Genomic DNA, 15,541 nt, shown 5'->3' with positions numbered 1-15,541 from the left:
AAAAAAGCGCCCCGTTGGGCGCTTTTCTGCGTGGCCGCGGGACGGGCTCAGTGCACCAGCACCGGGGTGTGCGCCAGCTCGGCGTAGCCTTCGAGCGTGTCCTCGACTTCTTCCTGCGTCGGCGTGTTGAGCTGCCAGGCGGCGATCTGCTGCTGGAACAGTTCGGCCCAGGAGCCGTCGAGGTAGACCTCCTTGCCGGAACGCTTGTCCACGATCTCGAAGCCGTGGCGTTCCAGGACCGGCCCGTCGGGAAGCGCCGGTGCGTCGCTTTCGTTCGGCTGCACGTGCACGACGACGAAAGACTCCGAGTCATAGAGCATGTTCATTGCGGGGCCTGTGAGGATGTCGATGGCGTTCATGGGGCTTACATAGCAATCAACGCGCCAGTTTCAAGGCAGGTTGTCCGCCGGGCGGCATTGGCGCATTAATTCCTAGGTTCCTGTTTTTGAGATGCCTTCACCATGGCGTCAGTTCGTCTGCCCGGCCGGAAGGGATTCGCGCAACTGCATGTCGGCGAAATCGCCGTTGGCCTGTGTCTGTTTCATCCGCACCGGCAGGTAGCCCAGGGCCGGCGCGAGCCAGATTTCGATCTTGTCGTCGAACTCGCGCCGCGGGCTGCGCGTGAGCTTGCGCACCGCGTAGTCGCCGGCCGGCACGCTCATCTGCTCCTCGCCTTCGACGTTGAAGACCCAGACGCCGGCGTCGCGCGGGCCCACGGTCTGCACGGCGATCCGGCTGCCGGCCGGGTAGCGCGCCGGGTCGCCGGCCAGCATGCCGCCGAGCTGCATGACCACGCTGAGCCGGTCCTGGGCGCCGGGCTGCAGCGGCACGGGCGGCGCGTTGTTGCTGAACATCACCTGCCCCTGGTCGCGCAGGAAGTGCGAGGCCACCTCGCCCTTGCGGCTTTCCGAGAAACGCGCCGGCTCGATGCCCGTGGGGCCGATCCGGCCGGTGCTGTGCTGGCTGCGGATGGTGCGGAACAGGAATTTGAGCGACAGGCGCGCGTCGTAGCTGCTGCCGTCCTGCAGCCAGACCAGGTCGCCGAAGACGCCCTGCATCGGCGAGGCGCCCTGCTGGCCGGTGACCGCGAAGGCCAGCTTCACCGAGCCGGGGATGCGCAGCGACTCCGAGCCGACCACCTGGCCCTGGTTGGTGCTGCCGGCGCCTGCAGCACCGTCCGCCGGACCGTTGCCGCCGCCCGCGGCCGCCGCGGTGGGGGCCGGGGATGCGGGCGCGCTCGCCGCCGGCTCGGGTGCTGTTGCTCCTGAGTCGATAGCAACCTGCGCGATCGGGTCCGCCGTTTCGGGCAGCGGCTGTGAAAGCGCGGGGGCCGGCGCCGGCGCCGGTGCCACGGCCGGCCGGGGCCTGGGCGGGCTGGCTTCGCGCGGGCGCCGCGGCTTGGGCGGTGGCGCGGGGCTGGCCGCAGCCGGTGCGGCCGCGGCGGGCGGCGGCGCGGCCGGGGGCGCGATCACGATGGTCCGCGTGATGAACTTGCCGGCCAGCGGCGAGGGCTCCGGCCCCAGGGCGGTGGGCGCGAGGTCGAGCAGCAGCACATGCGCGAGCGCCACCGCCAGCGTCAGCCCCGCGAGCGCGCGCCACGACGGGCGCGCGGGCGGCAGGGCGATCGGCAAGGCGGGAGCGGCGAGCGTCGGCATCGGGTGTGGAGTGGTCGGCAGCGCGGAGGTTCACCGGGAGCACCTCGGTACACTGCCGCCCGTTTAACCAGTTTAGTAGCGGCGCGGCGCCGGCAGCCGCCGTTGTTCGTGCCGCGTCCCTGCTCCTCACGCATTCGTCACCATGAAACTCGCCACCCTGAAGGACGGCTCGCGCGACGGCCAGCTCGTCGTCGTCTCGCGCGACCTCACGCTCGCCCACTACGCCACCGGCATCGCGAGCCGGATGCAGCAGGTGCTGGACGACTGGGGCTTCATGAGCCCGCAGCTGCAGGACCTCTATGACGCCGTCAACACCGGCCGGGCGCGCCATGCCTTTCCGTTCGATCCCTCGATGTGCATGGCGCCGCTGCCGCGCGCTTACCAGTGGGCCGACGGCTCGGCCTACCTGAACCACGTCGAGCTGGTGCGCAAGGCGCGCAATGCCGAAGTGCCCGAGAGCTTCTACCAGGACCCGCTGATGTACCAGGGCGGCAGCGACGACTTCCTCGGGCCGACCGACGACGTGGTGGTGCCCAGCGAAGCCATGGGCATCGACTTCGAGGCCGAGATCGCGGTGGTCACCGGCGACGTGAGGATGGGCGCCACGCCCGAGCAGGCGCTCGACGGCATCCGGCTCGTGATGCTCGCCAATGACGTGAGCCTGCGCAACCTGATCCCGGCCGAACTCGCCAAGGGCTTCGGCTTCTTCCAGAGCAAGCCCGCCACCGCGTTCAGCCCGGTGGCCGTGACGCTCGACGAACTCGGCGAGGCCTGGCAGGACGGCCGCGTGCACCTGCAGCTGCAGAGCAGCTGGAACGGCCGCAAGGTCGGCATGTGCGACGCCGGCCCCGAGATGACCTTCCACTTCGGCCAGCTCGTCGCCCACATCGCCAAGACGCGCAACGTGCGCGCCGGCAGCATCGTGGGCAGCGGCACCGTGAGCAACAAGGGCGTCGAGAAGAACGGCCGCATGGAATGGCCCAAGGGCTATTCCTGCATCGCCGAGAAGCGCTGCATCGAGACCATCCAGGACGGCGCCCCCTCGACCGAGTTCATGAAGTTCGGCGACACCATCCGCATCGAGATGAAGGGGCTCGACGGGCGCTCGGTCTTCGGCGCGATCGACCAGGAGATCGTCTCGACGGCGGGGCGGCCGAAGGAGGCGCCGGTGTCGCTCGTGCGCCCGAGCGCCGAGGACGAGGCCGAGGACTGAAGAAGACGACAGGGGCCGGCCGCCTCGACCCATCCGCATTCGACGCGGCAGGGACGCACACCGTGCGCACCCGGCCGCGCATTTCCGGGGTGCCCGCACCCCTTCGTTCACCACCGAGAAGAAAAAGGAACTTTCCATGCGTTACCTGCCAGTTGCCGCCGCCGTGCTCGCGGCCTCCGCGCTCGTCGGCTGCGAGACCCTCAAGAACGCCGACACCGGCGCGCTCACCCAGGCCGGCGGCTCCGCCTTCAAGGCGATGTCGCTGACCGACAGCGAGATCGCCACCATGTCCGACCAGTCCTGCGCGGCCATGGACCAGAAGAACCAGATCGCACCCGCCAACAGCCGCTATGCCACGCGGCTGGCCCAGGTGGTGAAGCAGATGCCGACCACCGTGAACGGCAAGACCGCCAACTACAAGGTCTACATGACGAAGGACGTGAACGCCTGGGCCATGGCCAACGGCTGCATCCGCGTCTACAGCGGCCTGATGGACCTGATGAACGACGACGAGCTGCGCGGCGTGATCGGCCACGAGATCGGCCATGTGGCGCTGGGCCATTCGAAGTCGCGCATGCAGACCGCCTACGCTGCCTCGGCGGTGCGCGGGCTGGCGAGCGCGGCGGGCGGCGTGGCGGCGCAGCTGTCGCAGTCGCAGGCCGGCGAACTGGGCGAGAAGTTCATCAATGCCCAGTTCTCGCAGGCCAACGAAAGCGCCGCCGACAACTATTCCTTCGACCTGCTCACCGAGCGCAAGCTCGAGCGCAAGGGCCTGGTCACGGCCTTCGACAAGCTCGCGAAGCTCAGCGGCGGCAGCAGCAGCGGCAGCTCGCTGATGAGCACGCATCCGCCGTCGGCCGAGCGCTCGGCGCGCATGCAGAAGCGGCTCGACGCGGCCAAGTGATCGCCCGGCGGGCGCTCACTGCGGCGCCGTCGCCTGCAGCAGCAGCTCCTTGTGCGAGCGGATGCCCAGCCGCCGGAAGGCGCGGTACTGGTGGGTGCGCACGGTGGTGAGCGCCACGCCGAGTTCGCGCGCCGCTTCCTTGGCGGTGCGCCCGGCCATCAGGTGGCCGATGACCTCGCGCTCGCGCAGGCTCAGGGTCAGCAGGCGCGAGGTGAAGACCGGCGCCACCGCCTCGCGCGCCGCCACCATGCTGCGGCCGTGCGCCACCGTGGCCTCGGCCAGCAGCGTGGCGTGGCACGCGATGGCCGCGAAATCCGCCGCGCCGAACTCGGCCTGCGCGAGGCTGCGGTAGAAGCTCACCGCCACGCGCTGGCCCGCCGGCGTGAGCAGCAGCACCGAGGCCCGCTCGCGGATGCCGACGTCGCCGTAGCAGGCGGCGCGGTAGGCCGGGTCGGCCACCTCGTCGGCATGCTGGTGGCCGCACCAGAGCTGCGCGCGGCGCGGCAGCTTGCGCGTGGCGAGCCATGCCATGTTGGCATCGAGCAGGTCGAAGCGCTGCGCCACGTAGCGTTCGGCCGTGCGCTCGGCCGTGGTGCCGTAGCTGCTGGCGGCAGAGACCGCCTCGATGCGGCCGGTGACGTCGACCGCGAACACGGTGCAGAAGGTGACGGGCATCACGCGCTGCATGGCCGAGAGGCAACTGCCCGCGAGATGCGGCGTGCCGATGCCCGCGAGCACGTCGCCGACGATGGCGGCGGCGATCGCGTGGTCGGCCGCGGGATGGATGCGCCAGCGCTTCATGGACAACTGGACGGCAACGGGGCCGTCGGCTAGGGTAACTCCGTCGTACGAAGTTATGACATCGGCCGCCGGCAGGCATCGGGACAATCCCGCTGCATGACGAACCCGCACACCGAACTCCCGCCCGCCGTGGGCGCCTTCCGCTACACGCGCCATGCGGCGCGGACGCCCACGCTCGGCCCCGGGCGCCTCGAGGCGGGCCGCCATCCGGTGGTGATCGCCGGCGGCGGCCCGGTGGGCATGGCGCTCGCGCTGGGGCTTGCGAACCACGGCGTGCGCAGCGTGATCCTCGAAGCCGACGACACCGTCTGCGTCGGCAGCCGCGCGGCCTGCATCTCGCGCCGCAGCCTGGAGATCATGGAGCGGCTCGGCGTGCTGCCGGCCTTCCTGGCCAAGGGCCTGCCATGGACCGGCGGGCGCAGCTTCTACAGGACCGAGGAGGTGTTCCGCTTCGAGATGCCGCACGACGCGCGGCAGAAGCTGCCGCCGATGATCAACCTCGAGCAGTACTACATCGAGCAGTACCTGCTCGACGAGATCGAGCGCCGCAACGCGGCGTCGCCCGGGCTGGTGGACCTGCGCTGGGGCACCGAGCTCACCGGCCTCGCGCAGGACGGCGACGGCGTGACGCTCGACGTGCGCAACGCCGCGGGCGACTACCGGCTGCAGACGCAGTGGCTCGCCGCCTGCGACGGCGGCCAGAGCTTCGTGCGCAAGGCGCTGGGGCTCGCGCTCGAGGGCACGGCGTACGAAGGCCGCTACGTGATCATCGACATCGAGCTGCACAGCAGCCATCCGACCGAGCGGCGCGCCTGGTTCGATCCGCCGTGGAACCCGGGCTCCACCGTGCTGATGCATCGCCAGCCCGACGACATCTGGCGCATCGACTACCAGCTGCGCGCCGGGCAGAGCACCGAAGAGGCGTTGCAGCCCGCCGCGGTGGCGGCGTTCGTGCAGCGCCACCTCGACGCCATCGGCGAGGGCCACCTGCCGTGGAAGACGGTCTGGACCTCGGTCTACCGTGCCGGCGCGATGACGCTCGACAGCTACAGGCACGGCCGCGTGCTGTTCGCGGGCAACGCGGCGCATGCGATGCCGATCTTCGGCGTGCGCGGCCTCAACTCGGGCTTCGACGATGCGGACAACCTGGCGTGGAAGCTTGCCTTCGTGGCGCGCGGGCTGTCCGACGCGGCGCTGCTCGATGCGTACTCGCACGAGCGCATCGCGGCCTTCCACGTCAATGCCGAGAACGCGATGCGCAGCACCGAGTTCATGTCGCCGCCGTCGCGCGGCTTCGACCTGCTGCGCGAGGCGGCGCTGTCGCTGTCGCAGCGGCACCGCGGCATCGCGCAGCTGATCAATCCGCGCCAGACGCAGGCGGTGCGCTATGCCGATTCGCCGCTGTCGAGCGAAGGCGATGCGCTCCCGGCCGGCCCGCTGCCCGGCGAGGCGATGCCCGAGCAGCCGCTCGCAGAGGGCCACCTGAGCGACTGGATCGCCCCCGCATTCACGCTGCTGGTGCTGCAGCCGGGCGGCGAGGCCGCAGCACCTGCCGACGAAGAACTGGCACGGGCCCGCCGCGGCGCCGTGCCGTTCGTGGTCCGCACCATCGCAGCCCCCGGCGCCGGCGCAGCCGATGCGCGGGCCGAGCCTGCGGTGTTCGAGGCGCTCGGCGCGCGCGATGGCGCGGTCTACCTGCTGCGCCCCGACGGCCACGTGGCCGCGCGCTGGCGCCGCGTGCCGCCCGGTGCGCTGCCGCGGGCGCTCGCGCGCGCCGCCGTCGCCAGCGCCAACACCACCGCTTTCGAGGAGACCGCCGCATGACGACCACCGTTTCGCTTCCCCCGGAGGCGCGCGACCGGCTCTACGCCGAATGCGCGCGTGCGATCAGCGAGGCCGGCGCCGAGCGCGAGTCGCTGTTCCTCGCGCGCCTGGCGCTGCTGCTGTTCGAGCAGGTCGGCGACGAAGCGCGCTGCCGCGCCGCGCTCGCCGATGCGCTGGACGCGCTGCCCGTACCATCGCTGTCCGCAACCGAATAACACACTGGAGATGAGTTTCATGGACCGCCGCACCCTTCTCGCCACGCTCGCCTCGGGCGCCGCCGTGGCCGCCGCGCCCTTCGCCCGCGCGCAGGACTATCCCTCGCAACTGATCCGCTGGGTCGTGCCCTATCCCGCGGGCGGCGGCACCGACGTGATCGCGCGCTCGCTGGCCGAGGCCATGCGCCAGGCGCTGGGCCAGCAGATCGTCGTCGACAACCGGCCCGGCGCCTCGACCAACATCGGCGCCGACCTCGTCGCCAAGAGCAAGCCCGACGGCTACACCGTGCTGTCGGCCGACAACGCCGTGCTGGCCTTCAACGAACACCTGTTCGGCAAGCTGCCGTTCAATCCCGAAAAGGACTTCAGCTACATCGGCGCCATCGGCAAGTTCCCGCTCGCGCTCGTGGTGCATCCCGACTTCCCGGCGAAGAACTTCAAGGAGTTCCTGGCCTACGTGAAGGCCAACCCGGGCAAGGTCAACTACGCCTCGCCCGGCAACGGCTCGCCGCACCACCTCGCGATGGAGATGTTCAAGGTGCGCACCGGCACCTTCATCACCCACATTCCCTACCGTGGCGCCGCGCCGGCCATGGCCGACGTGATGGGTGGCCAGGTGCCCTGCATGTTCCTCGACTTGGCCTCGGGCCTGCCGATCATGAAGGGCAACAAGGTGCGCGTGCTGGCCATCGGCTCGGGCGCGCGCAGCAGGCAACTGCCCGAGGTGCCGACGCTCGCCGAGGTGGGCGTGTCGAATTCGGAGGTGTTCGCGTTCCAGGGCGTGCTCGGCCCGGCCGGCATGCCGCCCGCGGTCGTGGCCCGGCTCAACGGCGAACTCAACCGCGCCTTCGGCAACCCGCAGGTGCAGAAGCGCTTCGAGGACTTCGGCATGGAGGCGATGCCCGGCACGCCCGAGCAGTTCGCGGCGCTCTCGCGCGCGGAATCGCGCCGCTGGGGGCCGATCATCAAGCAGACCGGCATCAAGCTGGACTGATCAGGCCGCGGCCGGACCGGCCGCCCAGGTCATTGCACGAAGGCCTTGCGCGAGCCGTCCTCGAAGACCTCGTCGTCGCTCAGGAGCTCGCCGTTCTCGTCCCAGCTGCGCTCGCGGGTGATGCGGCCGTTGGCGTCGAAGATCGATTCCGCCAGCAGCGTGCCTTTTTCGCTGAAGCGCTGGTGGGTGCCGATCGGCACCTGCCGGCCGCGCACGGCGGCCTTGAAGCGTCCCTTGGCGGCGCGTTCGCCGCTGTCGTAGAACTCGGTGATCTCGACCGTGCGCGCTTCGCCGCTGCCGCTGTAGGCCGACTTGGCGCGGGGCTGGCCGTTGAGGTAGTAGCTGTCGTCGCCGATCGGCATGCCGGCGCTGTTCCAGCGCTGGTCGCGGATCAGCGTGCCCCGTTCGGAGAATTCCTGCTCGCGCTGCTTGACCGCGCTGCGCTCGAGCAGCAGCCACACGGTTTCGCGCCGCTTCACGCCTTCGGAGGAGAAATGGCGCTCGGTGCGCTGGTTGCCGGCGATCTCGTCCTGCACCGAGGGCTTGCCGTTGTCGTAGAAGCTCTGCGAACGCACGCGCTTGCCCGCGAGGTACGACAGCCGCGAGCGCAGGATGCCGCGCGCATCGAAAAGCTCCACCTGCGAGGGCCCGCCGACGAAGCCGCAGAGCTTGGCGTCGTCGACCGCGGGCGCGAGCATCGGGGCCTCGCCGCAGCGCAGGCCCGACAGCTGCCCGCGCTCGGTGAATTCGACGAAGGGCCGGTCGGTGCCGAGGGCCGGATAGAAGGTCGCGCGCCGCAGCTGGCCGCCGGGATAGAAGCTGCGCACTAGGCCGCGCTCCTGCCCGTCGTCGTAGACCGCCTCGCGCACCACGCGGCCGTTGGGGGCGAACTCGCGCGCGGGGCCGTGGATGTTGCCGGCGGCATTGACGATGTGCTCGCGCGCCAGCTTGCCCTTCTCGTAGAAGCGCACCAGCCCCATGAAGACGCCGTTCTGCAGTTGCTGCTCGCGCTGCAGCTCGCCGGTGTCGCGGTGCCTGCAGCGCATCAGGCCGGTCTTGCCGGCGGTGCTGCCGCCGTCCGACGGGTTCACGCTGCGGCCGTTGAGTTCGCAATCGAGCACGGCCGCCTGGACCGCGCCGGGCGCCAAGAGCCAGAGCCCGGCGGCAAGCGCGGCCGCGGCCATGCGGGACGCGGCGCCGCCCGCCCCCGCCGGGGCGGCGGGGCGCTGGCGGGCGGCCCGGTGCGGGAGGGTCATTTGTCGTAGAGCGCGGCGAGCGAGCGGAAGCCCTTGACCTCTATCGGGTTGCCGAAGGGATCGCAGAAGAACATCGTCCACTGCTCGCCGGGCTGGCCCTCGAAGCGCACCTGCGGCTCGAGCACGAAGGCGGTGTTCGCGGCCTGCAGCCGCGCGGCCAGCGCCTGCCAGTCGGGCAGTTCGAGCACGATGCCGAAATGCGGCATCGGCACCAGCGCGCTGCCCACCTGGCCGGTGCGCGTGGTGGCGAAGGGTTCGCCGAGATGCAGCGAGATCTGGTGGCCGAAGAAGTCGAAGTCGACCCAGGTGTCGGTGCTGCGGCCTTCGGCGCAGCCGAGCACGTCGCCGTAGAAGCGGCGGGCCGCGTCGAGATCGCGGACGTGGAAGGCAAGATGGAAGATGCTTTGCATGTTCCGGATTATGGAGAGCGGTGCTGTGAGAATGCCGGACTTTCTTTCATCATGGAGCAAGCCTTGCGGATACTCCGGATCCTGGTTGCGCCGAAGCGCGACGTCGGTGCGAAGGCGCGCACGCGCCCCTCTTTTCTTCTTCTTCGTCTGCCGCGCCTCGTCGTGGCGGGCGTCTGTTCCGTCTTCGCGCTGGCGGTGCACGCCGCCTGCCCGCCGTCGGCCATCGCGAGCCTGGGCAAGCCCGGAGCGGCGGTGGGCCAGTGGAACGCGGTGGACCGCGGGCTGCTCTGGCGCGCCGAGCGCGACGGCCGCACCTCCTGGCTCTACGGCACCATCCACGTCGGCCGCGCCGAATGGGTCCGTCCCGGCCCGACGGTGCAGAACGCGCTCGAGCAGAGCGATGCGCTGGCGCTCGAACTGGACGTGCGCGACCAGGCCGCGATGCGCCCGCTGACGCAGCCCGCCGATCCCGCGGTGGTGGCGCGCCTCCTCAGCGGCGAGCGCGCGCGGCGCCTCGCGCGCCAGAACGAAGCCGCCTGCGTGGAGCCCGGCAAGGCGAACGGGCTGCAGCCGATCCTGCAGGTGATGGCGCTGGCGGGGCTGGTGGCGCGCGCCGACGGCCTGTATCCGGAGTTCGGCGCCGACGAATCGATGGCCGTGGCCGCGCGCAACAGCGGCAAGCCGGTGTTCGCGCTCGAGACCGCCGCTGCGCAGCTGCAGATGCTGACCGGCGGCTCCGAAGCCGAGGAGGCGGAGCAGATCGACGCGACGCTCAGCGAACTCGAGTCGGGCCAGCTGCGCACGCAGATGAAGGAGCTCGCCCACATCTGGGCACGCGGCGACGTGGACAAACTGGCCCGCTACCCCGAATGGTGCAACTGCCTCCAAACGCCCGCCGAGCAGCGGCTCATGAAGCGCCTGCTGGACGACCGCAACCCGGGGCTCGCGGACGGCATCGAGCGCATGCACGCCGGCGGCAAGCGCGTGTTCGCGGCCGTCGGCGCGCTGCACATGGTCGGGCCGCAGGGCCTGCCGGCGATCCTCGCGGCGCGCGGATTCAAGGTGGCGGCGGTGCCGCTGGTGGCGCAACCCGCCGCCGCCCTGCCGGCCGCGCCGCCACCGGCCGCGGCCTCGCGCGCGGCCCCGGCCGGGCGGAGCGCGAAGGGCGGCCGCGCGGCGCCGTCGACGGCGCGGAATGCGCGCGGTGCCAAGGCTTCCACCACCGCCCGGCCGTCCGGCGCGAAGGCCGCGGCGAAGACCGGCAGCCGGCCGGCGGCGAGCGCCAAGCCTGCGGCGCGCACCACGGCATCGAAGAGCAAACAGCGCCGATAATCGCCAACGCCATGCATCTGCCGCGAAACCACACCCGCTTGCCCGGCCTGTTCGGCCGCTGGGTGCTGCTGTGGTTCGTGCTGTCGATCGGCGCGGCGGCGGCCTCGCCGATCGTGCATCCGCAGGCCGTGGAGCTGGTGTGCGCCAGCGCCGGTGCGGTCAAGGTCGTGGTTCAGACCGACGACGGCCTGGAGGAGCTGGGCGCCTCGCATCTCGATTGCCCGCTGTGCCTGCTGACCGGGGCGCCGCCGCCCGCGCCGGCCGCGTCTTCCTTCGAACATCCCCTGCCGACGGGCCGCGTGGCCCGGCCCATCCCGGCCGTGCACTTCGCCACGGCCAGCGCGGCACCGCTGCCGGCGCGCGGGCCTCCGGCCTTGTTCCGGGCCGTGCGCCCCGTCTGAGGACGGCGGCGCCGTCCCCGGCTCCGCTTTTCTAGACGCAAGACCGGCGCGGGCCCTCCGCCCCGGCGCGCGACGACCCCACCTGCGCGCCCGACCGCAGGTGAACCCGATTCCGATCTTTTTGCTTCCGCTTTTCCCTCGAGGAGTTCCCATGAGCCCACTGCACACCACCTTCAAGACGGCCGCGGCCTCCGTCCTGCTTGCCGGCACCGCGGCCGCCTGCGCCCACGTCAGCTTGCCGCGCGGCGGCGTCACCGTCGGCAGCGACTATGACGCCGCCTTCCGCGTGGGCCACGCCTGCGAGGGCGCGAAGGCCACCACCGGGCTGGCCGTGCGGCTGCCCAAGGGCTTCATCCTGAGCGACGCGCAGGCGCGCAAGGGCTGGAAGCTCGATGTCCAGAAGAACGCCGGCGACGGCGAGGTGCGCTGGACGGCCGAAAGCCCGCAGACGGCGCTGCCCGCCGGCGAGCGCGCCGAGTTCGTGCTGCGCGGCAAGGTCCCGAGCACGCCGGGAACGCTGTGGTTCAAGGTGCAGCAGGACTGCGACGTGGGCCGCGTCGACTGGGCCGAAGTGCCGGCGACGGGCAATTCGACCGCCGGCCTCAAGACGCCGGCGGCGCGGCTCGACGTGGTGGCGCAGGGCGTGGCCACGGTCGACGTGCGCGACGCCTGGGTCCGCCCGTCGGTGCCGGGCCAGAGCGGCACCGGTGCCTTCATGAAGCTGACCGCGCCCACCGGCGGCAAGCTGGTCGGCATCTCGACGCCGGCCGCGGGCGTGGCCGAGATCCACGAGATGAAGATGGAGGGCGACACCATGCGGATGCGCGAGCTGCCGCGCGGCCTCGACCTGCCGGCCGGACAGACCGTGGAACTCAAGCCGGGCGGCTACCACGTGATGATGATGGACCTGAAGCAGGCGCTCACCAAGGGCGCGACGGTGCCGGTCACGCTCAGCTTCGAGGACGCGAAGGGCCGGAAGACCTCGCTCGACCTGAAGCTGCCGGTGGGCGCGCCGGACGGCGGCGACGCGGCCGCGCCGGCCCACCAGCACAAGCACTGAGGGCGCCTAGAGCAGCTGGTCCGGCGCCAGCGGCCCGAACAGCCGCAGCAGCAGGCGCAGCGTGAGGCTGGCGTCGGGCTCGGTGCCGGTGTCCTGGAGATTGCTGCCTTCGGGCGCGCGCCAGACCAGCGAGCGCTTCTTCTTGTCGAGTTCCACGCGCCACGAGCCCTCGCGCATGCCGCGCTCGATCTGCGCGGATGCCGCGCGGGAGAGTTCGCCGCTGCGCACGAGCAGCGCGATCTCGGTGTTCTGCAGCTGCGAACGCAGGTCGAGGTTCATCGAGCCGACCACCAGCAGCCGGCCGTCCATCACCAGCACTTTCGAATGCAGCATCGAGCGCGACGCGCCCACGTCGCCGCTGCCCGTCGAGCCGAAGGCATTGCCGACGGTGGCCTGCTCGCTGCGCAGCTCGTAAAGCTCGACGCCGATCCGCAGCAGTTCCTCGCGGTGGCGGGCATAGCCCACGTGCGCCACCGGCGCATCGTTGGACGCGAGCGAATTGGTCAGCACACGGATGCGCACCCCGCGGCGCTTGGCCGTCGCGAAGGCCAGCTTCATGTCCGGGCCGGGCACGAAATAGGGCGAGATGATGAGCAGGTCGCTGCGCGCCTGGGCGATCAGCTGCAGCAATCCCTCGACCACGGTCTCGCTGCCGGCGGCGATGTCGGAGCTCACCTGCAGCGCCGCCGCGCGCGGCGACGATTCCGCGGCATCGCCGGGCTGGCTCACCACCAGGCCCGGCGCCTTGGTCTTCTCCGGGCCCCTGTCGGCCGGGATCTTTCCGGGCTGGTCGGCAAGCATCACCGCGGGCGCCCAGACGAAGCGGGCGGTGCGCAGATCGAGCGGCTTCTCGTCCCAGGCGCGTGCCAGTTGCGCCGGTGTCGGCGCGGCGCCGGCCTTCTGCTCGCCGTCGGCCGTCGTGGATGGCGGGGGCCCGGGCGGGGCGTTCTGTGCGCGAGCGGCTTCGTCGGTCAGTTCCTGGTCGGCCTTGCGGGCGCGTTCGCGGATCTCCTGCAGTTCCTGGGGCTTGAGCAGCGACTGCACGGGATAGGCGCGCTCGTTGTTCCAGTAGCTGTCGAAGCTGCGCGAGAGGTCGCGCACGATCGGGCCGGCCGCGAGGATGTCGACGTCGATGAAGTTGCCCTTGGGCGCGTTGCCGAAATAGGCGTCGCCGAGATTCCGGCCGCCGGTCACGCCGAGCACGTTGTCGGCGAGGAAGAGCTTGTTGTGCATCCGCTGCTGGATGCGCGAGGCGTCGCCGATCGAATTGATCATGCGCGCGAGCGAGGAGTCGCGGTTGCCGGCCAGCGGGTTGAACAGCCGCATCTCGACGTTCGGCACGAAGGCGAGCGCGAGGACCATGGTGTCGCGGCCGGTGGTGTGGAAGTCGTCCAGCAGGATGCGCACGCGGACGCCGCGCTCGGCCGCCGCCCGGATGCCGCGCAGCAGCCGGGCGGTGCTGGCGTCGGCATGGATGGTGTAGTACTGCAGGTCCAGGGTCTTCTGCGCACCCTCGATCAGCGCGAGCCGGCTTCCATAGGCCGCCGGAGGGCCGCCGAGCAGCAAGAAACCCGACTCGAAACGCGCGCCGTCGGCCCTGCGCCGCTGCTGGATCAAGGCCTCGAGCGCCGTGCCGCCCGGTGCGGCGATGGCGGTGGAGACCGGCCGGTCCACATGCTGCGGCAGTTCCGCGCAGGCGCCTTGCAGCACGAGGGCCAGCAGCGCCACGGAGCGGCCGAAGAACGCGTAGATCGATGACATGCTGCTTCCCAGAGCTTGGAAGCCGCCTGTATAGCCTAGTCGGCGCTGTCCGCGCGTCAGACAGCGGGATGGATGGAATGTAGAACTAAGGCCTGACCTGCAGCGCTTCCTGGCGTTCCAGCGCAGCCAGCAGCTCGTCGTCGATCTGGGCGTGGCGCTGGCTCAGTTCGGCGGCGCGGGACGCGTCGGTGGCGTAGATCGCACCGCCGTCGAGCTCGAGCATCTCGCCGATGCGCTTCTGCTCGGCTTCGAGGGCCTCGATCAGCGCCGGCAGGGCGTCGAGTTCGCGCTGCTCCTTGTAGCTGAGCTTCTTCCGCGCGGCGCCGGCGGGCGCGGCGGCGACGGGGGCCGGGGCCGCCGCGGGCGCTGCCGGCGGCGGCGCGCTCGCGGCCTGGCGCTGCTCGGCGATCTCGCGGGCGCGCTTGGACTGGATCAGCCAGTCCTGCACGCTGCCTTCGTACTCGCGCCAGTGGCCGTCGCCCTCGAAGGCGATCGTGCCGGTCACCACGTTGTCCAGGAAGGTGCGGTCGTGGCTGACCAGGAAGACGGTGCCGTCGTAATCCTGCAGGAGCGATTCGAGCAGTTCCAGGGTGTCGATGTCGAGGTCGTTGGTCGGCTCGTCGAGCACCAGCACGTTGGCCGGCCGCGCGAACAGGCGGGCCAGCAGCAGCCGGTTGCGTTCGCCGCCGCTGAGCGAGCGGACCGGCGAGTTGGCGCGCGCGGGCGAGAAGAGGAAGTCGGAAAGGTAGCTCTTCACATGCTTGCGCTGGCTGCCGATCTCGATCCATTCGCTGCCGGGGCTGATGAAGTCCTCCAGCGTGGCGTCGAGGTCCAGCTTGTCGCGCATCTGGTCGAAATACGCCACCTGCAGGTTGGTGCCGCGGCGGATCTTGCCGCTGTCCGGCTCGATCTCGCCGAGGATCAGCTTGAGCAGCGTGGTCTTGCCCGCGCCGTTCGGGCCCAGCAGGCCGATCTTGTCGCCGCGCAGGATGGTGCCCGTGAACTTGCGGATCACCGTCTTCTCGCCGAAGGACTTGCTCGCCTCGGTGAGCTCGGCCACGATCTTGCCGCTCGACTGCCCCGCGGCGACGTCCATGTTGACGCTGCCCTGCACCTCGCGCCGGGACGCACGGCTGGCGCGCAGCGCTTCGAGGCGGCTGATGCGGCTCTGGCTGCGCGTGCGCCGCGCTTCCACGCCCTTGCGGATCCAGATCTCTTCCTGGGCCAGCAGCTTGTCGGCCTTGGCGTTGATCACCGCCTCCTGGGCGAGCTGCTCTTCCTTCTGCACCAGATACTGTTCGAAGTTGCCGGGGTAGGAGTTCAACTTGCCGCGGTCGAGCTCCACGATCCGGGTGGCGACGCGGTTCAGGAAGCTCCGGTCGTGGGTGACGGTGACCACGCTGCCCTTGAAATCGATCAGCAACTGCTCCAGCCACTCGATCGAGTCCAGGTCCAGGTGGTTGGTGGGCTCGTCCAGCAAGAGAACGTCCGGTGCGGCCACCAGCGCCTGGGCCAGTGCCACGCGCTTGCGCGTCCCGCCCGAAAGCGAGCCGACGCGGGCGTTGCGGTCGAGGTGGAGCCGGTGCAGCGTCTCCTCCACCCGTTGCTCCCAGTTCCAGGCGTCGAAAGCTTCGATCTGGGACTGAAGGGCGTCGAGATCCAGCCCCTCCGCGCCCGACAGATACAGGTCACGCAGCGCGATGACCGGGGCCAGT

At 71.0% G+C, this 15,541-nt stretch carries 15 protein-coding genes (1 of these 15 running past the window's edge); 8 read left to right on the top strand and 7 right to left on the bottom strand.

Features of this window, described 5'->3' with window-relative positions:
• Positions 1–47: 47 nt before the first annotated feature.
• Both M2165_RS07335 and M2165_RS07330 read right to left on the bottom strand, forming a co-directional pair.
• Entirely contained in the window at positions 48–359 is a 312-nt protein-coding gene (locus tag M2165_RS07335) for a DUF3567 domain-containing protein (protein WP_280814008.1), read from the bottom strand.
• Between the two features lie 108 nt (positions 360–467).
• Complete coding sequence (locus tag M2165_RS07330; protein WP_280814007.1) at positions 468–1,655, bottom strand: DUF3108 domain-containing protein; 1,188 nt, start codon at positions 1,653–1,655, stop codon at positions 468–470.
• 142 nt (positions 1,656–1,797) lie between these two features.
• On the opposite strand from M2165_RS07330, the gene M2165_RS07325 reads away from it, so the two are divergent.
• Together M2165_RS07325 and M2165_RS07320 are read left to right on the top strand one after the other, a co-directional pair.
• On the top strand, positions 1,798–2,868 hold the full coding sequence (locus M2165_RS07325) for a fumarylacetoacetate hydrolase family protein (protein WP_280814006.1): 1,071 nt from the start codon (positions 1,798–1,800) through the stop codon (positions 2,866–2,868).
• 136 nt (positions 2,869–3,004) lie between these two features.
• The gene (locus tag M2165_RS07320) at positions 3,005–3,772 is read left to right on the top strand and encodes a M48 family metallopeptidase (RefSeq protein ID WP_280814005.1); all 768 of its coding nucleotides are present in this window, start codon (positions 3,005–3,007) and stop codon (positions 3,770–3,772) included.
• A gap of 15 nt (positions 3,773–3,787) precedes the next feature.
• Here M2165_RS07320 and M2165_RS07315 read toward each other — a convergent pair whose 3' ends face one another.
• A complete protein-coding gene (locus M2165_RS07315; protein WP_280814004.1) occupies positions 3,788–4,573 on the bottom strand; it encodes a LuxR C-terminal-related transcriptional regulator in 786 nt (261 codons plus the stop codon).
• A gap of 96 nt (positions 4,574–4,669) precedes the next feature.
• Between M2165_RS07315 and M2165_RS07310 the strand changes: the two genes are divergently transcribed.
• From M2165_RS07310 to M2165_RS07300, 3 genes are read left to right on the top strand one after another with little or no spacing between them, the layout of a single operon-like run.
• Positions 4,670–6,397 (top strand): FAD-dependent monooxygenase, encoded by a 1,728-nt coding sequence (locus tag M2165_RS07310; protein ID WP_280814003.1) that lies wholly within the window; start codon positions 4,670–4,672, stop codon positions 6,395–6,397.
• Positions 6,394–6,612, top strand: coding sequence for a hypothetical protein (locus M2165_RS07305; protein WP_280814002.1), 219 nt, complete (start codon positions 6,394–6,396; stop codon positions 6,610–6,612). Before M2165_RS07310 ends, M2165_RS07305 begins: the two co-directional genes overlap by 4 nt.
• Before the next feature lie 19 nt (positions 6,613–6,631).
• Entirely contained in the window at positions 6,632–7,606 is a 975-nt protein-coding gene (locus M2165_RS07300; protein WP_280814001.1) for a tripartite tricarboxylate transporter substrate binding protein, read from the top strand.
• Positions 7,607–7,635: 29 nt separating this feature from the next.
• Here the strand turns inward: M2165_RS07300 and M2165_RS07295 are convergent, their stop codons facing one another.
• The gene (locus M2165_RS07295) at positions 7,636–8,862 is read right to left on the bottom strand and encodes a hypothetical protein (protein WP_280814000.1); all 1,227 of its coding nucleotides are present in this window, start codon (positions 8,860–8,862) and stop codon (positions 7,636–7,638) included.
• Positions 8,859–9,272 (bottom strand): VOC family protein, encoded by a 414-nt coding sequence (locus tag M2165_RS07290; RefSeq protein WP_280813999.1) that lies wholly within the window; start codon positions 9,270–9,272, stop codon positions 8,859–8,861. The genes M2165_RS07295 and M2165_RS07290 overlap by 4 nt, the downstream gene beginning before the upstream one ends.
• Positions 9,273–9,335: 63 nt before the next feature.
• Here M2165_RS07290 and M2165_RS07285 point away from each other — a divergent pair, with 63 nt between their 5' ends.
• From M2165_RS07285 to M2165_RS26105, 3 genes are all read left to right on the top strand, one after another.
• The gene (locus M2165_RS07285; protein ID WP_280813998.1) at positions 9,336–10,604 is read left to right on the top strand and encodes a TraB/GumN family protein; all 1,269 of its coding nucleotides are present in this window, start codon (positions 9,336–9,338) and stop codon (positions 10,602–10,604) included.
• 11 nt (positions 10,605–10,615) lie between these two features.
• Positions 10,616–11,005, top strand: a complete 390-nt coding sequence (locus M2165_RS07280; protein WP_280813997.1) for a hypothetical protein — start codon at positions 10,616–10,618, stop codon at positions 11,003–11,005.
• Positions 11,006–11,156: 151 nt separating this feature from the next.
• A complete protein-coding gene (locus M2165_RS26105) occupies positions 11,157–12,065 on the top strand; it encodes a copper chaperone PCu(A)C (protein ID WP_348541046.1) in 909 nt (302 codons plus the stop codon).
• A gap of 6 nt (positions 12,066–12,071) precedes the next feature.
• Here the strand turns inward: M2165_RS26105 and M2165_RS07265 are convergent, their stop codons facing one another.
• Together M2165_RS07265 and M2165_RS07260 are read right to left on the bottom strand one after the other, a co-directional pair.
• Positions 12,072–13,826 (bottom strand): phospholipase D family protein, encoded by a 1,755-nt coding sequence (locus tag M2165_RS07265; RefSeq protein WP_280813996.1) that lies wholly within the window; start codon positions 13,824–13,826, stop codon positions 12,072–12,074.
• 85 nt (positions 13,827–13,911) lie between these two features.
• Positions 13,912–15,541: the 3' portion of an ATP-binding cassette domain-containing protein gene (locus M2165_RS07260; RefSeq protein WP_280813995.1), read on the bottom strand. Its footprint extends 269 nt past the window's final position; 1,630 of the gene's 1,899 nt are visible here — the last part of the coding sequence; its start codon lies off the right edge, out of view; it ends in the stop codon at positions 13,912–13,914.

Source organism: Variovorax sp. TBS-050B (assembly GCF_029893635.1).
GTDB lineage: Bacteria > Pseudomonadota > Gammaproteobacteria > Burkholderiales > Burkholderiaceae_C > Variovorax.
The sequence above is the reverse complement of the archived record's forward strand: the minus strand, read 5'-3'. Positions and strand labels throughout refer to the sequence as shown.